Genomic DNA, 13,648 nt, shown 5'->3' with positions numbered 1-13,648 from the left:
TCGCACTCTAGCGGCCGCTCACCAGGAGCACGGCAGGTCCGCACGAAGCACCGTCCCGCTTCCGCTGTGTCCACCCGAAGGGCTGAGCACGGTGACGACCCCGTCGATGGTGGCCGCGCGGTCGGCGAGCCCGGCCAGGCCACCGCCTTCGCGGATCTGCGCCCCGCCGCGGCCGTCGTCGGTCACCTGCACCACGACCTTGTCGTCCTCCCGCCACACCGCGACCTCGGCCTTGGTGGCCTCGGCGTGCTTGGCGACGTTGGTCAGCGCCTCGCAGACGATGAAGTAGGCGGTGGTCTCCACCGCGTCGGGCGGACGGTTGTCCATCAGGTCGGGCTGCACCTCGACGGTGACCGGCACCGGGCACTTGGCCGCCACCGCGGACAGCGCGGCATCCAGGCCCCGGTCGCCGAGCACCGCCGGGTAGATGCCGCGCGCCAGGTCGCGCAGTTCGGACACGGCCCGCTTGGCGTCCGCGTGCGCCTCCTCGAGCAGCGCGCGGGCCGCGTCGGGATCGGTGTCGAGCTTGGTCTTGGCCCGGCCCAAGGTCATCGCCACGGAGACCAGCCGCTGCTGGGCCCCGTCGTGCAGATCGCGCTCGATGCGCCTGCGTTCGGCCTCGGCCGCGTCGACCCCGCGCGCCCGGGAAGCCTGCAGACGCTGGGCGCGGGCCTCAGCCCGCCGGGCCTTGTCCGGGCCGAGCAGGGCGCAGGCGAGGTTGGCGTGCAGCCAGCCCACGGCGGGCACGACGAAGAACCCGATCGGCACGATGAAGATGCCGATCACGGCCAGGGCGAATTCCAGCAGCCCGATCGGCAGCATCAGCAGCAGGTAGGCGAAGTCCCGCCACGTGGTGGGGTCGGAGAGCTGGATCATCCACCGGCGCAGGACGCGGCCTTCGGTGGGCACCCGGTCGGCGGGCGGGATCTCCCGGCCGAGCATGGTCGTCACCCACCGTCGTTCGTTGTCGCCGAACCAGCGCACCAGAACGGTGGCGAGCATGAGCAGCGGGATGCCCACCCAGAGGAGCGTGGCGGGCCCCCGACCGTCACCAGCGCCGCCAGGGTCACGAACTGCACGAGACGCAGCGGGAAGCCGGTGATCATGAACGCGAGCGACCGCAGCACGCCCGGCTGCCGCGCCCAGTAGCTCGCCTGCTGCTCGACGGTCATGCAGACGATCCTGCCACCGCGCCGTGGGGGCGGGGGCCGAGCAGCCATCGCGCGTACCGGGCATGGACACCCGCCAGCCACTGGGTGTACCGGGCGGCGAACACCAGCAGCACCAGGCCGAGCGCGGCCCACGGCATGGCCTCGAACGCGGAGCCGACCTCGATCCACGGCAGGTCGCTGGATGGGAAGTACCAGGGCTCGCCCGGCAGCCAGCGGACCTGGATCGGCAGCGTGGCGAACCCCAGGCCCAGCGCCCACGGGACGAGCAGCAGGATGAACTCGACGATGCCCAGCGGGAGCAGCGCGAACAGGTAGAGCAGGTCACGCCAGCTCTGCGGGTCGCGCAGCCGTTCCTGCCACCGCTGCTTGAGCGGTCGGTCCGGGAGCACCCGCCGCCCGTCGGCGATGACGGTGCCCAGCAGTGCTTCCGCGCGGCGTCGTTCCAGCTGGGCACCCGCCGACCACAGCAGCATGGTCATGGCCAGCACGCCGATCCCCACCCAGACGATCGCGGTGCTGACACCGAGGGACAGCAGCGTGACCAGCCCGGCGAACCAGGCGATGCCAAGCGGGAAGTTCAGCAGCAGGTAGACCAGCGCACCGAGCACCGGCGGGCGGCTGCGGGAGCCGTCGTACTCGATCCGGGTGACGGTACGGCCTGCGTCGTCGATCCGGTTGGTCACAGCTGTCGGGTTCATGGCGTCCAGCCTGGTCGGCTCCGCGGCGCGGGACCATGCGGCATGCGGGCCGATTCCTGGTGGGGAAAGCCCCACCCCCCCCGGGGGGGTCCGGGAAATTCCGGCGGCGATCCTGGCGGACGTGACCGTGGACGGCCCGACGCCGGGGGCGGGAAATTCCCGGAGGCAGCCCCGGGGAGATACCCGGATGCGCCGCCGCCCGCCAAGCGGGCAGAATCACCCACCATGAACAGCAAACCGGGTGATGCCCTCGTCGTCGAGGACATCCACATGTCCTACGGCGATGTGCGGGCGGTCAACGGAGTGTCGTTCTCCGTCCGCCAGGGGGAGTTCTTCGGCATCCTCGGGCCGAACGGCGCGGGCAAGACGACCACCCTGGAGATCGCCGAAGGCCTGCGCAAGCCGGACTCCGGAACCGTGCGGTTGCTCGGCGAGTCGCCCTGGCCGCGCAACGTGCGGCTGCTGCCGCGGATCGGCGTGCAGCTGCAGGCGTCGGCGTTCTTCGAGAAGCTCACCGCGCGCGAGCAGCTGGAGACCTTCGGGGCGCTGTACGGCTGCCCGCCGGAGCGTGCGCTGGAGATGCTGGAACTGGTGGGGCTGGCGGAGAAGGCCGGCACCCCGGACAACAAGCTGTCCGGCGGTCAGCGGCAGCGGCTGTCCATCGCCTGCGCGCTGGTGCACGACCCGGACATCGTCTTCCTGGACGAGCCGACCGCTGGCCTGGACCCGCAGTCCCGGCGGAACTTGTGGGACGTGCTGCGGGCGATCAAGGCGCGCGGCAAGACCATCGTCTACACCACCCATTACCTCGACGAAGCCGAGATCCTGTGCGACCGGGTGGCGATCATGGACCACGGCAAGATCCTTGCCCTGGACTCGCCGACCGCGCTGGTGCGCGACCTGGACGCGGCCACGCGGGTCAGCCTCAACACGGGCATCCTCGCCGAGAAGGAAGCCCGCAGGCTGCCCGGCGTCGAATCGGTCAGCGTCGACGAGCTGTCGTTGACCATCAGCACTCGCACCCCTGCCCCGGTACTCACCGCACTGGCCGAGCGGCGGGCGTTGGACGGCCTGCAGGTGCGGACGGCCACCCTCGAGGACGTGTTCCTCGAGCTGACGGGGAGGGAGTACCGGGCATGACCGTCGCCAAAGAGGACACCCAGACCACGGACGGGCAGGCCACGGCCACCGCGCCGCCCGCGTCGCATTCGTTCAGGGCGCTGTCGCGGGCGGCGTTCAAGGGGTTCATCCGGGACAAGGCGACGTTGTTCTGGACCATCCTGTTCCCGTTGATGTTCCTGGTCATCTTCGGCCTGCTGTTCAACGACGGCGGGGAGAACAAGACCGAGCTCGGCGTGGTCGGCTCCGGCCCGGTGATCTCCGCTCTCGAGCAGACCGGCGCGGTGGAGATCACCAAGTTCGACGACGCCGACGCCGCGCTGGAGGCGGTGAAGTCCGGTGACCTGCCCGGGTTCGTGGCGGTCGACGGTTCGACGGTCACGGTGCGCTACGCCGCCAGCAACCAGACGACCGCAGGCGTGATCAACGGCCTGGTGGACGGGGTGGTCAACAACGCCAACCTGGCCGCGGCCGGCGTCGAACCGCAGTTCCGGGTCGACGCACAGCAGGTGGAGGACTCCTCGCTGGAACCGATCCAGTTCCTCACCCCGGGGCTGCTCGCCTGGGCGGTCGCCATGGGGGCGGTGTTCGGCTCGGCGTTGACGCTGGTGATGTGGCGGAAGAACCAGGTGCTGCGCAGGCTCCGGCTGGCCCCGGTGTCGCCGCTGGCGATCCTCGGTTCGCGGCTGGCGGTGGCCATCGGGGTGGCGTTCATGCAGGCCGTCGTGTTCGTGGCGATCGCGGTGCTGCCGGTGTTCGGCCTGCAGCTGTCCGGGCAGTGGTGGCTGGCCATTCCGCTGCTGGCGCTGGGCACGCTGGCGTTCTTCGCCATCGGCATGCTGGTGGGCTCGTTCAGCAAGACCGAGGAGTCCGCGTCCGGCGCGGCCAATCTGATCATCCTGCCGATGGCGTTCCTGTCCGGGTCGTTCTTCCCGATCGACCAGACCCCGGAGTGGATGCAGGGGCTGTCGATGATCTTCCCGATGCGGCACCTCAACGACGGGCTGAGCGCCGTGCTGGTGCGCGGCGAGGGCCTGGAGGCGATCCTGCTGCCGAGCGCGGTGCTCGTCGCCTTCGCGGTGGTCGTCGGGTTCATCGCCGCCCGGGTGTTCTCCTGGGAGGACTCGTGAGCGGGAACAAACCGGTTGGTGGCGGGCGTTAGACTCGATGCAGGAACCCACTCCGGTGGACAAGGGGGTGAACGGTTTCGACTCTGGACGTTGAGCCAGGGGAAGCGTGCCGGTGCAGGCGACTGACCACCGTAAGCGTCGTCGTGAACAAACAAGCGCCAAGACTAAAGCAAGTCAGCGCGACTTCGCCCTCGCCGCCTGAGCGAGCGCGAAGCGTTGTCGGCTCGGGAGCGCCTCCGGCCCGATAGCCGGCATCAGCGAGGAGGCTCACCGCTTCGCGGCGGCCGCGGCTGCGTAGCGGGACAGTCACAGCGGCTGGGCCCGTCACACCGGCTTGTTCACGTGACCGGTGGGGCCGAGTAGAGGCACAGTGAACTGCGCACGGAGAAGCCCTGGTGAGGCGACAGAGGACCCGGGTTCGATTCCCGGCACCTCCACCAGCAGGAAGGCCCCGTTCCGCGGCAGACGGGACGGGGCCTTTGTGTTGCCCGGGTTCTGTGTTGCCCGGGTTCGATGACGACGAGTTGCCCATGCCGGTTGATCTCGGTCGGCGCGTGCGGGGCCGCCGTGACGCTGCCTGCCCGCCCCGCGCGATCCACGAGGGCAGTCCTGAGATGTCGTCGGCGACTTGACTGGATGAGACTCCGCTGGAGAGGGCATCATCCGTGCCGGATGCCCTCCACGTTGTGTGGGGTCGCCCAACATCACAAATGGCAGACACGCTGTTTTGAGATGTTGGGCGACGTCTCCACGAGTTTTGAGATGTTGGTGAACATCTCAAAACTTGGGTGCTGTGTCTTGAGATGTGGACCTGGAGGCCTTCTGTCGAAGGCGGCCCGGGGTACGTGGTGCCGATCCGTGGGATTGACGGGCGGACCGGGCGCCCCTACGACCACTGGCCTTCTTTCGTGCCGGATCCGTTCGGTGACGTGCCTGCGCTGCCTCGGGAGGCCTACGCAGCGGCGAGCTCGGCCGCGATCGCGCCTGCGCGGTTCGCCAGTCTTCGCGAATCTCCGATCCCTTGGCCTTGATCCGGCTTCGACGTCCCACTCTGCGCAGGGAGGCGCAGAGCATGTCTGCGTTGAAAGGGACCTTCGCGCAGTCGCTCGGTGCACGACGCGACGGCGGGCCGTCCCGGTGCGACGCGCCGTTCGCCCAGGTCAGGCCTGCCTGCTGATCACCTTGCCCCGGACTTCCTCGATGTCGGCGCGGTGGCCGGTGACCAGCACCTGGTCGCCGACCTGAAGCTTCTCGTCCGGGCCCGGCTTCATGATCGTCCGGCTGCCCCGCATCAGCGCCACGAGTGACGCGGTCGGGTGATCCGGGTCGACCAGCTCGCCGACCGTGGCGGGGTGGTTCTCGGCGTGGATGGTCAGCCAGTCGATGGCGACCGCGCCGAGCACCGCGGGCGCCTCCTCGTTGTCGCCGATCGGCTCGTAGTACACCCCGGCAAGCACCGCGCCGAGCGTCCGAGCGTGCGCTTCCTCCAGCTTGATCACGCCGGATGCGGCCTCCGCCCCTGGGGCGAACGTGTACAAGTGGCGCGCACCGTCGTTCATCACCACAACGGCCAGCCGCGTACCGTCGTCGCACTCGATCTCGAACTGCCTTCCCAGTCCTGGCAAATCCCGCCTGCGCACCTCGACGTCCATATGGCCGACATTGACACAGTGGTGCGACGGCGGCAACAGCGGGGGCGGGTTGTTGCTGCCGAGATCGAGTCGATCACGTAGTTTGCATTCAGACCGTGCTACCGACCTGGAGGAGTTGCCCCGTGGCCCTCGATCGCGGTAGAGCGGCCCGCGACGAGGCGGCGCCGGCACCTCGGTTGACGCCGGACTGGCCAGGCTGGGTGGCGTGCGCGACGGCGGCGGTCGGATTTCTTGCGTGTCTGGTCGGTTGGCTGGCAGGCGGAGGCGGGTTCTCCGTGCCGTGGGCGCCGAGCCTCGACCTGCATCTGAGCTTCCGACTCGACGGGCTCGGCGCGATCTACGGCCTGCTGGCCACCGGGATCGGCGCGCTGGTGTTCGCCTACGGCACGCGGTACATGACGCTGCATCTGGAGCACGAGCGCCGCGGCGCGGTCGAACGCTGGCGGTTCTGGCCCTGGATGCTGCTGTTCGCGATGGCCATGGTCGGCCTGGCGACGGCCCAGGACCTGGTGCTGGTCTTCGTGTTCTTCGACCTGACCGCGGTGTGCTCCTACTACCTCATCGGCTTCGACCGATCCGACAGCAAGGCGCGCACCTCGGCGGTGATGGCGCTGCTGGTCACGGTGGTTTCCGCGGTGGCCATGCTGATCGGCGCGGTCCTGCTGTACGCCGCGTACGGCACGTTCGCCATCCCCGAGCTGATCGAGCGAGTCGGGCCGTCGGAAACCACGACGGTCGCGGCCGCCCTGATCGCCGTCGCGGCACTGGCCAAGAGCGCCCAGGTCCCGTTGCACTTCTGGCTGCCGCGCGCCATGGCGGCGCCCACCCCCGTGTCCGCCTACCTGCACTCGGCGGCGATGGTGGCGGCGGGCGTGCTGGTGATCGGCCGGGTGCACCGGCTGCTGGAACGCAGCGAACTGGTGATGACCGGCCTGCTGGTGATCGGTGCTTTGTCGATCGTCGTCGGCGGCGTGTTGGCGCTGCGGCGCGACCGTCTCAAGCAGGTGCTGGCCTACTCCACGATCTCGCAGTACGGCTACATGGTGCTGCTGTACGGCATGGGCAGCAGCACGAGCAACGGCGCCGCCGCCTTCTACGTGATGGCGCACGCCGTCGCCAAGAGCGCCCTGTTCATGACGGCCGGAGCGGTGACCATGGCCACCGGCGAGGATCGGCTGTCGAAACTCGGCGGTCTCGGGCGGCGCATGCCGGTGCTGGCCGTGGCCTCCGCGGTGGCGGCCGCTTCACTGGCTGCGTTGCCGTTGACCATCGGGTTCTTCAAGGACGAGTTGTTCTTCGCCGCGGCCTGGGAGGAAGGGAGCGTCACCACCGTTTTGGCCGTGGTCGCTGCCGCACTGACCCTTGCCTACATCGGACGCTTCTGGGTCACGCTGTTTCTCGGCGCCGAGAAGGGTCAGGTCACCGAGCGGTCCGTCGTCATGGTCGCGCCGGTGGCGTTCCTCGCCGCGGTGACCGTCGTGGGCGGGCTGGTGACGGAGCCGTTCGCCCGGCTGGCGGCGAGTGGGGGCGAGGTGACCGCAGGCAGGCCGGTGGAGGTCGATCCCGGCTACCACCTCGAGCTCAGCCCGGAAAACCTGATGGCGATCGCCGCGTGGACCCTGGGCGGCCTGCTGTTGGCGGCGCCGAGACTCACCACTGTGCTGTCCCGGACCCTGGCGCGTGCCGGTGATCTGTTCGGTCCCCGCCGCGGTTACGAAGCGATGCTGCACGGTCTGGACCGAGCGTCTGCCGGAGTGCACGGGCTCGAGGTTCGTGATTTGCGCAGCAGCATCGCTGCCGTGCTGGTGCCCGCCGGTTTGCTGGTCGGCCTGGCTTTCGCGGCGACGCCCACGGACGGTGCCTTCGCGCTCGGGCACGTCAGCGGCGCCGACTGGGTGATCCTCCCGTTGCTCGGCCTCATCACCGTCGTCACGCTCGTGATCGCGCGCTCCAGGTCGCGACTGGCGATCGCGCTCGCGCTGTCGGTCGTCGGCTTCGCGCTGGCCGCCGTGTACGCGCTGATCGGCGCGCCCGACGTGGCGCTGGTGGCGGTGATGGTGGAGACGATGCTGGCGCTGGTGTTTGTCGCCGCGCTCGCCCGGCTGCCGCAGGAAGAACCCGACGAGGATCGGGGCTCGGTGGTGCGCAGGAAACGCCGCAGGCGTGACGTGGTCGCCGGATCGATCGCGGGGCTCGCCGCCTTCGTGACGGTGTGGGGCTTCTTGTCCAAACCGGCTGCCGAGAGTGTGTCCGACGACCACATCCGACTGGCTCCGGAGGCACATGGCGGCGACGTGGTGACCGCCATCGTCGCCGACTTCCGTGGCCTGGACACGCTGGTGGAGATCACCGTGCTGCTGGTCGCCGTGATCGGTGTGGCCACGCTGATGCGCAGGGGGAAGACATGGTGAGGCGTAGCGGGCGCGGCGCGGCCCCGGACTCGGTCGTCCGGGTCGTCGCGCGCATGCTGCCTGCCCCGAGCGTGATGGTGGCCGCGGCGCTGATCGTCAAGGGTTACGCGGAGGTCGGGGACGGGTTCGCCGCCGGCGTGATCGTCGCGCTCGCGGTGTCGTTGACCTACGTCGCGGTCGGTGCGGACGGCGCGGAAGCCGTGCTGCCGGTGCTGCGGCATGCCCCCAAGATCGCCGTCACCGGGTTGCTGCTGGCGCTGGCCAGTGGTTTCTTCCCGCTGGTGTACGGCGAGGAACCGGTGTCGCATCAGCCGGCGCCGGGCGAGCCGCTGACCAAGTTCGGCAAGCTCGAACTGTTCACCCAGCTGCTGATGGACATCGGCGTGTTCCTGCTGGTGGTCGGCGTGCTGGTGATGTTGTTGCACCAGTTCGGCCGGTTGCGCGGAGAGGAGAAGTCATGATCATCGCCTTCGCGCTGGCCACCGCCGTGTTGTTCGGATCCGGTGCCTACCTGCTGCTCAAGCGGGACCTGGTGCGAATGGTCGCGGGCATCATGCTGATCTCCCAGGCGGCCGTGCTGACCATCATCGCCTCGAGCCTCAACCGTGGGCAGGCGGTGATCCACGTCGGGCCGGATGACGACCCGAGCGACCCGCTGCCGCAGGCATTGGCGTTGACCGCGCTGGTCATCGGGCTGGCGACGGTGGCGTTGCTGCTGGCCATGGTGCACCGCGTCGTGGTGGTCTTCCGCACCTCCGAGCAAGATGCGCTTGCCGCGACCGAGGCCGAGGTCGAGGCCCGTCTCGAGCGCAAGCGGCAGGCCGACCGGGAAGAAGTCGAGGGCGTCGAAGGCGCCAAGGAGGACGACGCGGAGGCCATCGAGCACGAAGAGCTGGGGCGGGTGCGCTGATGCTGCTGTCGATCGCTCTGTTGTTGCCGTGGGTCGCGGGAGCCGTCCTGCTGATCGCCAACGGCCGCAACCGCGCGGTCGCCTGGCTCGCCGTGTCCACCCTGGTCGCGACGCTGGTCGTGCTGGCGTTCCTCGCCGCGGAGGTGTACGGCAACGGCAACGTCCGGGTGGTGACCGGCCACTGGCCCGAAGGCATCGGCATCGTGCTGGAGGCGGACCCGCTCGGGGTGACCTTCGCGCTGCTGTCGGTGTTGGTGGTGACCGCGGCGGCCGCCTACGAGTCGGTCGGCGGTGTGCGCACCAGGACGTTCCCCGGCCTGGTCGTCATCCTCGCCGCCGGCTTGAACGGCCTGTTCGTCACCGCTGACATCTTCTCTTTCTACGTTTTCTTCGAACTGGCCATGACCGCCTCCTACGCGCTCAGCGCATACGGCGGCAAGCGACGGCAGCTGCGTGCGGCTCTGGTGTTCACCGCGGTCAACCTGTTGGGTTCGTTCATCTTCGTGTTCTCGGTGGCCGGTGCCTACCGGGTGACCGGAACGCTGGCGATGGAGCAGATCGCCGAGCGGATGCTGGAAGTCAACCCGAACGCGGTGCTGCTGATCGCGACCGGGTTCTTCATCGCGTTCAGTGTCAAGCTCGGCCTGTTCCCGTTCCACTTCTGGCTGCCGACCGTGTACGCGGGCGCGCGCCCCTCGGTGGCCGCCATCCTCAGCGGCGCGGTGGCCAACATCGGTGCCTACGGTCTGCTGCGCTTCGGTGCAGGGTTGTTTCCGCAGCAGCTGGAACAGGCGGGCCTGGCGCTGATCATCCTCGGCGCGGTGTCGATCCTTTACGGCGGTGTGCTCGCCGTCTCCCGTGGTGACGTGGCCGAGATGTTGGCCTACTCGGCGATCGGCCAGGTCGGCTATGTGCTGGTCGCGCTCGGGGTGGCCGGGCCGGTCGGCCTGGTGACCGCCGTGCTGTACAGCGTGGTCAACTCGCTGAACAAGGCGTTGCTGTTCCTGGCCTCCGGAGTGCGTGGCGCGCTGGTGGCCGGCGCCTTCGCCATCGGATCGCTCAGTGTGGCCGGGGTGCCGCCCGCGGCGGGATTCGTCGGCAAGCTGGAGCTGTTCCGGACCGGCATCCTGGCCGACAGCACCGCCTTGATCGTCCTCCTGGTGGCAGGCAGCGCGCTGTCGCTGGTCTACATGTTCCAGGTCTATCAGCGCTGCTTCTGGCGAGCCGACCCTGCGAAGGCCAAAGCCAGCCCGCTGCCGCAGCGACTGATCGCTGCGGGGCTTGCGGTGCTGGTGCTGGCCGGGGCGTTGTGGCCGGAACCGCTGCTGGCGTTGAGCGGGCAAGCGGTGGAGTCGTTGACGTCGTCCAGCCCGGGAGCGTCGTGATGGGCAAACAAGGAGGAATCCTCGGGCCGGTGGTGCGGATCGTGGTGCTCACCGCGATCTACCTGATGGTGCTGACCAGCATCGACCCGGCGGACATTCTCGTCGGTGTGCTGCTGGCGACGGCCCTGGTGCTGGCGGGCCGCAACGTCGGGATCATCCGAACCCGGTCGCAGACCCCGTTGCCGCGCAGGCTGGCCGGCGTGCCCGCGCTGATCGGCGGAACGCTGATCGACCTGGTCACCGGAACGTGGAAGACAGCGCGGTGGCTGATCCGCCGCGAGGTGGCGAAGTCGGACCTGGTCGAGGTGCCGATCCCGCCGCACGGCGGGCCGCAGTCCGCCGCCGCGTGGGGAGTCCGGGTCGGCTTCGTGCCGGACACCGTTGTCGTCGAGATCGACGAGGAGAAGGGACGCATGCTGCTGCACGTCATCGACGCGACCGACCCGGACGCGGTGGTCGCCGAGCAACTCGACACCTACCGACGGCGGCAACGCCGCGTGTTCCCGTGATCCGCCGTGCCTGACTTCATCGTCGTTCCCGCGCTGTTCTGGGTGACGTTCCTGCTCATCGCCGGTGGCGTCGCGCTGGTGCGCGCCCGGAACGTGCTGCAGCGCGTGGTGGCGCTGGACCTGCTGGCGATCATCGTCATCGCGCTGCTCGCGCTGCTGTGTTACCTGCGCGGTCAGCCGTTCTACTTCGATGCCGCGGTGGCGCTGGCGTTGCTGTCGTTCGTGTCGACCGTCGCCGCCGCCCGCTACCTCGACCAGGGAGGTCCGTTCGGATGATCTCGATCGTGCTCGAGGTGGTCGGTGGTCTGCTGTTGCTGATCGGGCTGGTGCTGCTGACCATCAGCGTGCTGGGTGTCCTGCGCCTGCCCACCGTCCTCGGGCAGTTGCACGCGCAGGGCCTGGCCACCGGTCCGGGCATCATCTGCATCCTTGCTTCGTCGATCGCCACCGAGGACATCCGGATCATCACGTTCGCCGCGCTGGCCATCGTGTTCGTCGCGTTGACGTCGCCGGTGTCCAGCCACGCGATCGCGCGCACCGCGCACCGGCGCCGCACCGCGCGGAAAGCCCAGGAAAGCGCGGAGGACAAGACGACGGAGAGCTGATCACGTGCGGTAGCCTCGCAGCGTGCCTGGGGAACAATCGTTACGGCTGCGTGCGCCCAAGAATCTGGTGGACCGGCGTGCGGTGACCTGGTGGACCGTGCGGGCATTGCTGGACGTCGTGCCGGTCGCCGTCGTGCTCGGTGTGCTTGCGGCCGTGCTCGAGGAGCCGCGGCCCTGGCTGGTCGCCGCGCTCGTCGCGACGCTGGTGGTCGGCATCCCGTACGTCTTGATCATGCCCCGCTGGCGTTACCGCGTGCATCGCTGGGAGAGCACCGACGAAGCCGTCTACGCCAGGTCCGGGTGGCTGTGGCAGGAATGGCGCGTCGCGCCGATGTCCCGGATCCAAACCGTCGACACCGTCCGTGGTCCGCTGCAGCAGCTGTTCCGGTTGTCCACGCTGACGGTCACCACGGCGTCGGCCAAGGGCGCGATCAAGATCGACGGCCTGGACCATGAGCTTGCCGCCGACCTCGTCGCCCGGTTGACCGCGATCGCGCAGGCCACCCCGGGAGACGCGACGTGACCGACGCCGAAGACATCGCCTGGCAGAAGCTGGACAAGCGCACGCTCGGCGTGACCACGGCCGGGATGCTGGGTGTCTGCGTCGCGATCGGTGTACCGGTCACCAGCGGATTGATCAACAACGACGCCCTGCCGGTGCCGCTGGTGCTGTTGTTGGTGCTCTCCGGCGTCGTCGTGGTCGTCGGTGCCGTAGTGCTCTACGACTACCTGCGGATCCGCAAGACCTGGTTCCGCGTGACCGACGAGAAGGTCGAGCTGCGCACCGGGATCCTGCGGCGGCAACACCGCGCGGTGCACCGCGAGCGGATCCGCACCGTCGACGTCCACGCCCACCCGTTGTACCGCGTCTTCGGCGTGGCCAAGGTGCACATCGGGACGGGCGAGCACGCCGAGTCCGAGGGGAGCCAGCTCACCCTGGACGCGGTCAGCCGTTCGTTCGCAGACATGCTGCGGGACGACCTGCTCACTCGGCCCGCGCCCACCGTGGACAGCGACGAACCCGTCGGCGAACCACCGCCGGTGCTCGCCGAGTTCGACCTCGGCTGGCTCCGCTACGTGCCCGTGAGCATCTGGCCCGGCGTGCTCGGCGTTGCCGCCTGCGGTGTGGCCTGGCAGATCACCGACTGGTTCGGCCTTCGCGACTCCGTCCTCGGCCAGGCGGCGGAGCTGATCCGTGAGCTGTCGCTGTGGACGGTGATCCCCCTCGCCGTGGTAGTCGTCCTGGTCGTCGGGCTCGTCGCGTCGTTGGCGTTCGGCGTGGAAGCGTGGTGGAACTTCCGGTTGCAGCGGACCGGCGACACGCTCCAGGTTCGCCGCGGGCTGCTCATCCATCGGTCGCTGTCGTTGGCCGAGGACCGGTTGCGCGGTGTGGAGCTGGTGGAACCGTACGGCGCTCGCTTGCTCGGCGGCGGACGGCTGGAAGCGGTGGCGACCGGCATTCGGGACAACAAGCCGGACCAACCAGGGGAGGACACCAAAGTTCTGCTGCCCGAGGCGCCGCGGGAGATCGCCCAGCGCGTCGCGGCGGAGATCCTCCGCGAACCCGAGTCACCGACGACGGCGGACATCACCGGCCACCCGCGAGCCGCGCTGCGCAGACGCTTGGTCTGGGCGGTCGCCGCCGTTGCCGTCGTCGAGGCCGTCCTGGTGGTCGTCGGCATGACGGTGACGTCGGTGCTGCTGGATGTGGCGTGGATCAGCGCGATCGTGCTGGTCCCGGCCGCGCTGTTCGCTGCGGTGGAGAACTACCGCAATCTCGGCCACGGCCATACCGAGGACTACCTGGTGGTCCGCTACGGGCTCCTGGCACGACGGACAGCGGCGTTGCGGCGGAGCGGGATCATCGGCGTGACCGTGCGGCAGTCACCGTTCCAGCGACGCTTGGGGTTGGCGGACTTCACGGTGACGACCGCGGCCGGGTCCGGCGCCTTCACCGCCTACGATGCGGATGACGCCGAGGTGCTCGCCGTCGCCTGCCGAGTGGTTCCCGACCTTCTCGATCCCTTCGTGGTGCGCGACTGAGCTACGCTGAGCCA

General features: G+C 69.4%; 13 protein-coding genes, 1 other RNA gene and 1 pseudogene. 12 read left to right on the top strand and 3 right to left on the bottom strand.

Annotation, left to right across the window (positions count from 1 at the left end; genetic code table 11):
* Positions 1–18 precede the first annotated feature (18 nt).
* Positions 19–1,172 (bottom strand): annotated as a pseudogene (locus YWY_RS20475) (sensor histidine kinase).
* Positions 1,169–1,870 carry a sensor domain-containing protein gene (locus tag YWY_RS0105650; RefSeq protein ID WP_084609001.1) on the bottom strand — a complete coding sequence of 234 codons (702 nt, stop codon included), beginning with the start codon at positions 1,868–1,870 and terminating at the stop codon, positions 1,169–1,171. The pseudogene YWY_RS20475 and the gene YWY_RS0105650 overlap by 4 nt, the downstream one beginning before the upstream one ends.
* A 225-nt stretch (positions 1,871–2,095) precedes the next feature.
* Between YWY_RS0105650 and YWY_RS0105645 the strand changes: the two genes are divergently transcribed.
* From YWY_RS0105645 to ssrA, 3 genes are all read left to right on the top strand, one after another.
* Positions 2,096–3,010, top strand: coding sequence for an ABC transporter ATP-binding protein (locus YWY_RS0105645; RefSeq protein ID WP_028846815.1), 915 nt, complete (start codon positions 2,096–2,098; stop codon positions 3,008–3,010).
* Positions 3,007–4,119: an ABC transporter permease gene (locus tag YWY_RS0105640; protein ID WP_038044557.1), complete on the top strand. Its 1,113-nt coding sequence runs from the start codon at positions 3,007–3,009 to the stop codon at positions 4,117–4,119. The genes YWY_RS0105645 and YWY_RS0105640 overlap by 4 nt, the downstream gene beginning before the upstream one ends.
* Positions 4,120–4,182: 63 nt before the next feature.
* Positions 4,183–4,559, top strand: a transfer-messenger RNA (tmRNA) gene (gene ssrA / locus YWY_RS23600).
* Between the two features lie 720 nt (positions 4,560–5,279).
* On the opposite strand, the gene YWY_RS0105635 is transcribed toward ssrA, so the two are convergent.
* Positions 5,280–5,771: a cation:proton antiporter regulatory subunit gene (locus YWY_RS0105635; protein ID WP_028846813.1), complete on the bottom strand. Its 492-nt coding sequence runs from the start codon at positions 5,769–5,771 to the stop codon at positions 5,280–5,282.
* Positions 5,772–5,893: 122 nt separating this feature from the next.
* Here YWY_RS0105635 and mbhE point away from each other — a divergent pair, with 122 nt between their 5' ends.
* Genes mbhE through YWY_RS0105590 form a run of 9 tightly spaced genes read left to right on the top strand, consistent with a single transcriptional unit; the run spans position 5,894 to position 13,634 of the window.
* Positions 5,894–8,182: a hydrogen gas-evolving membrane-bound hydrogenase subunit E gene (mbhE, locus tag YWY_RS20470; protein WP_084608999.1), complete on the top strand. Its 2,289-nt coding sequence runs from the start codon at positions 5,894–5,896 to the stop codon at positions 8,180–8,182.
* On the top strand, positions 8,176–8,643 hold the full coding sequence (locus tag YWY_RS20465; RefSeq protein WP_038044552.1) for an MnhB domain-containing protein: 468 nt from the start codon (positions 8,176–8,178) through the stop codon (positions 8,641–8,643). The genes mbhE and YWY_RS20465 overlap by 7 nt, the downstream gene beginning before the upstream one ends.
* Entirely contained in the window at positions 8,640–9,092 is a 453-nt protein-coding gene (locus tag YWY_RS20460; RefSeq protein ID WP_051309806.1) for a sodium:proton antiporter, read from the top strand. The genes YWY_RS20465 and YWY_RS20460 overlap by 4 nt, the downstream gene beginning before the upstream one ends.
* Positions 9,092–10,477 (top strand): complex I subunit 5 family protein, encoded by a 1,386-nt coding sequence (locus tag YWY_RS0105615; RefSeq protein WP_028846812.1) that lies wholly within the window; start codon positions 9,092–9,094, stop codon positions 10,475–10,477. The genes YWY_RS20460 and YWY_RS0105615 overlap by 1 nt, the downstream gene beginning before the upstream one ends.
* Positions 10,477–10,986: a Na+/H+ antiporter subunit E gene (locus tag YWY_RS0105610; protein ID WP_051309803.1), complete on the top strand. Its 510-nt coding sequence runs from the start codon at positions 10,477–10,479 to the stop codon at positions 10,984–10,986. Before YWY_RS0105615 ends, YWY_RS0105610 begins: the two co-directional genes overlap by 1 nt.
* A 6-nt stretch (positions 10,987–10,992) precedes the next feature.
* Entirely contained in the window at positions 10,993–11,262 is a 270-nt protein-coding gene (locus tag YWY_RS0105605; protein ID WP_028846810.1) for an MrpF/PhaF family protein, read from the top strand.
* Positions 11,259–11,591 (top strand): cation:proton antiporter, encoded by a 333-nt coding sequence (locus YWY_RS0105600; protein WP_028846809.1) that lies wholly within the window; start codon positions 11,259–11,261, stop codon positions 11,589–11,591. Before YWY_RS0105605 ends, YWY_RS0105600 begins: the two co-directional genes overlap by 4 nt.
* 22 nt (positions 11,592–11,613) lie before the next feature.
* On the top strand, positions 11,614–12,114 hold the full coding sequence (locus tag YWY_RS0105595) for a PH domain-containing protein (RefSeq protein ID WP_028846808.1): 501 nt from the start codon (positions 11,614–11,616) through the stop codon (positions 12,112–12,114).
* Positions 12,111–13,634, top strand: coding sequence for a PH domain-containing protein (locus tag YWY_RS0105590; protein ID WP_028846807.1), 1,524 nt, complete (start codon positions 12,111–12,113; stop codon positions 13,632–13,634). The genes YWY_RS0105595 and YWY_RS0105590 overlap by 4 nt, the downstream gene beginning before the upstream one ends.
* Positions 13,635–13,648 lie beyond the last annotated feature (14 nt).

It is taken from the genome of Thermocrispum agreste DSM 44070, from assembly GCF_000427905.1.
GTDB lineage: Bacteria > Actinomycetota > Actinomycetes > Mycobacteriales > Pseudonocardiaceae > Thermocrispum > Thermocrispum agreste.
The sequence above is the reverse complement of the archived record's forward strand: the minus strand, read 5'-3'. Positions and strand labels throughout refer to the sequence as shown.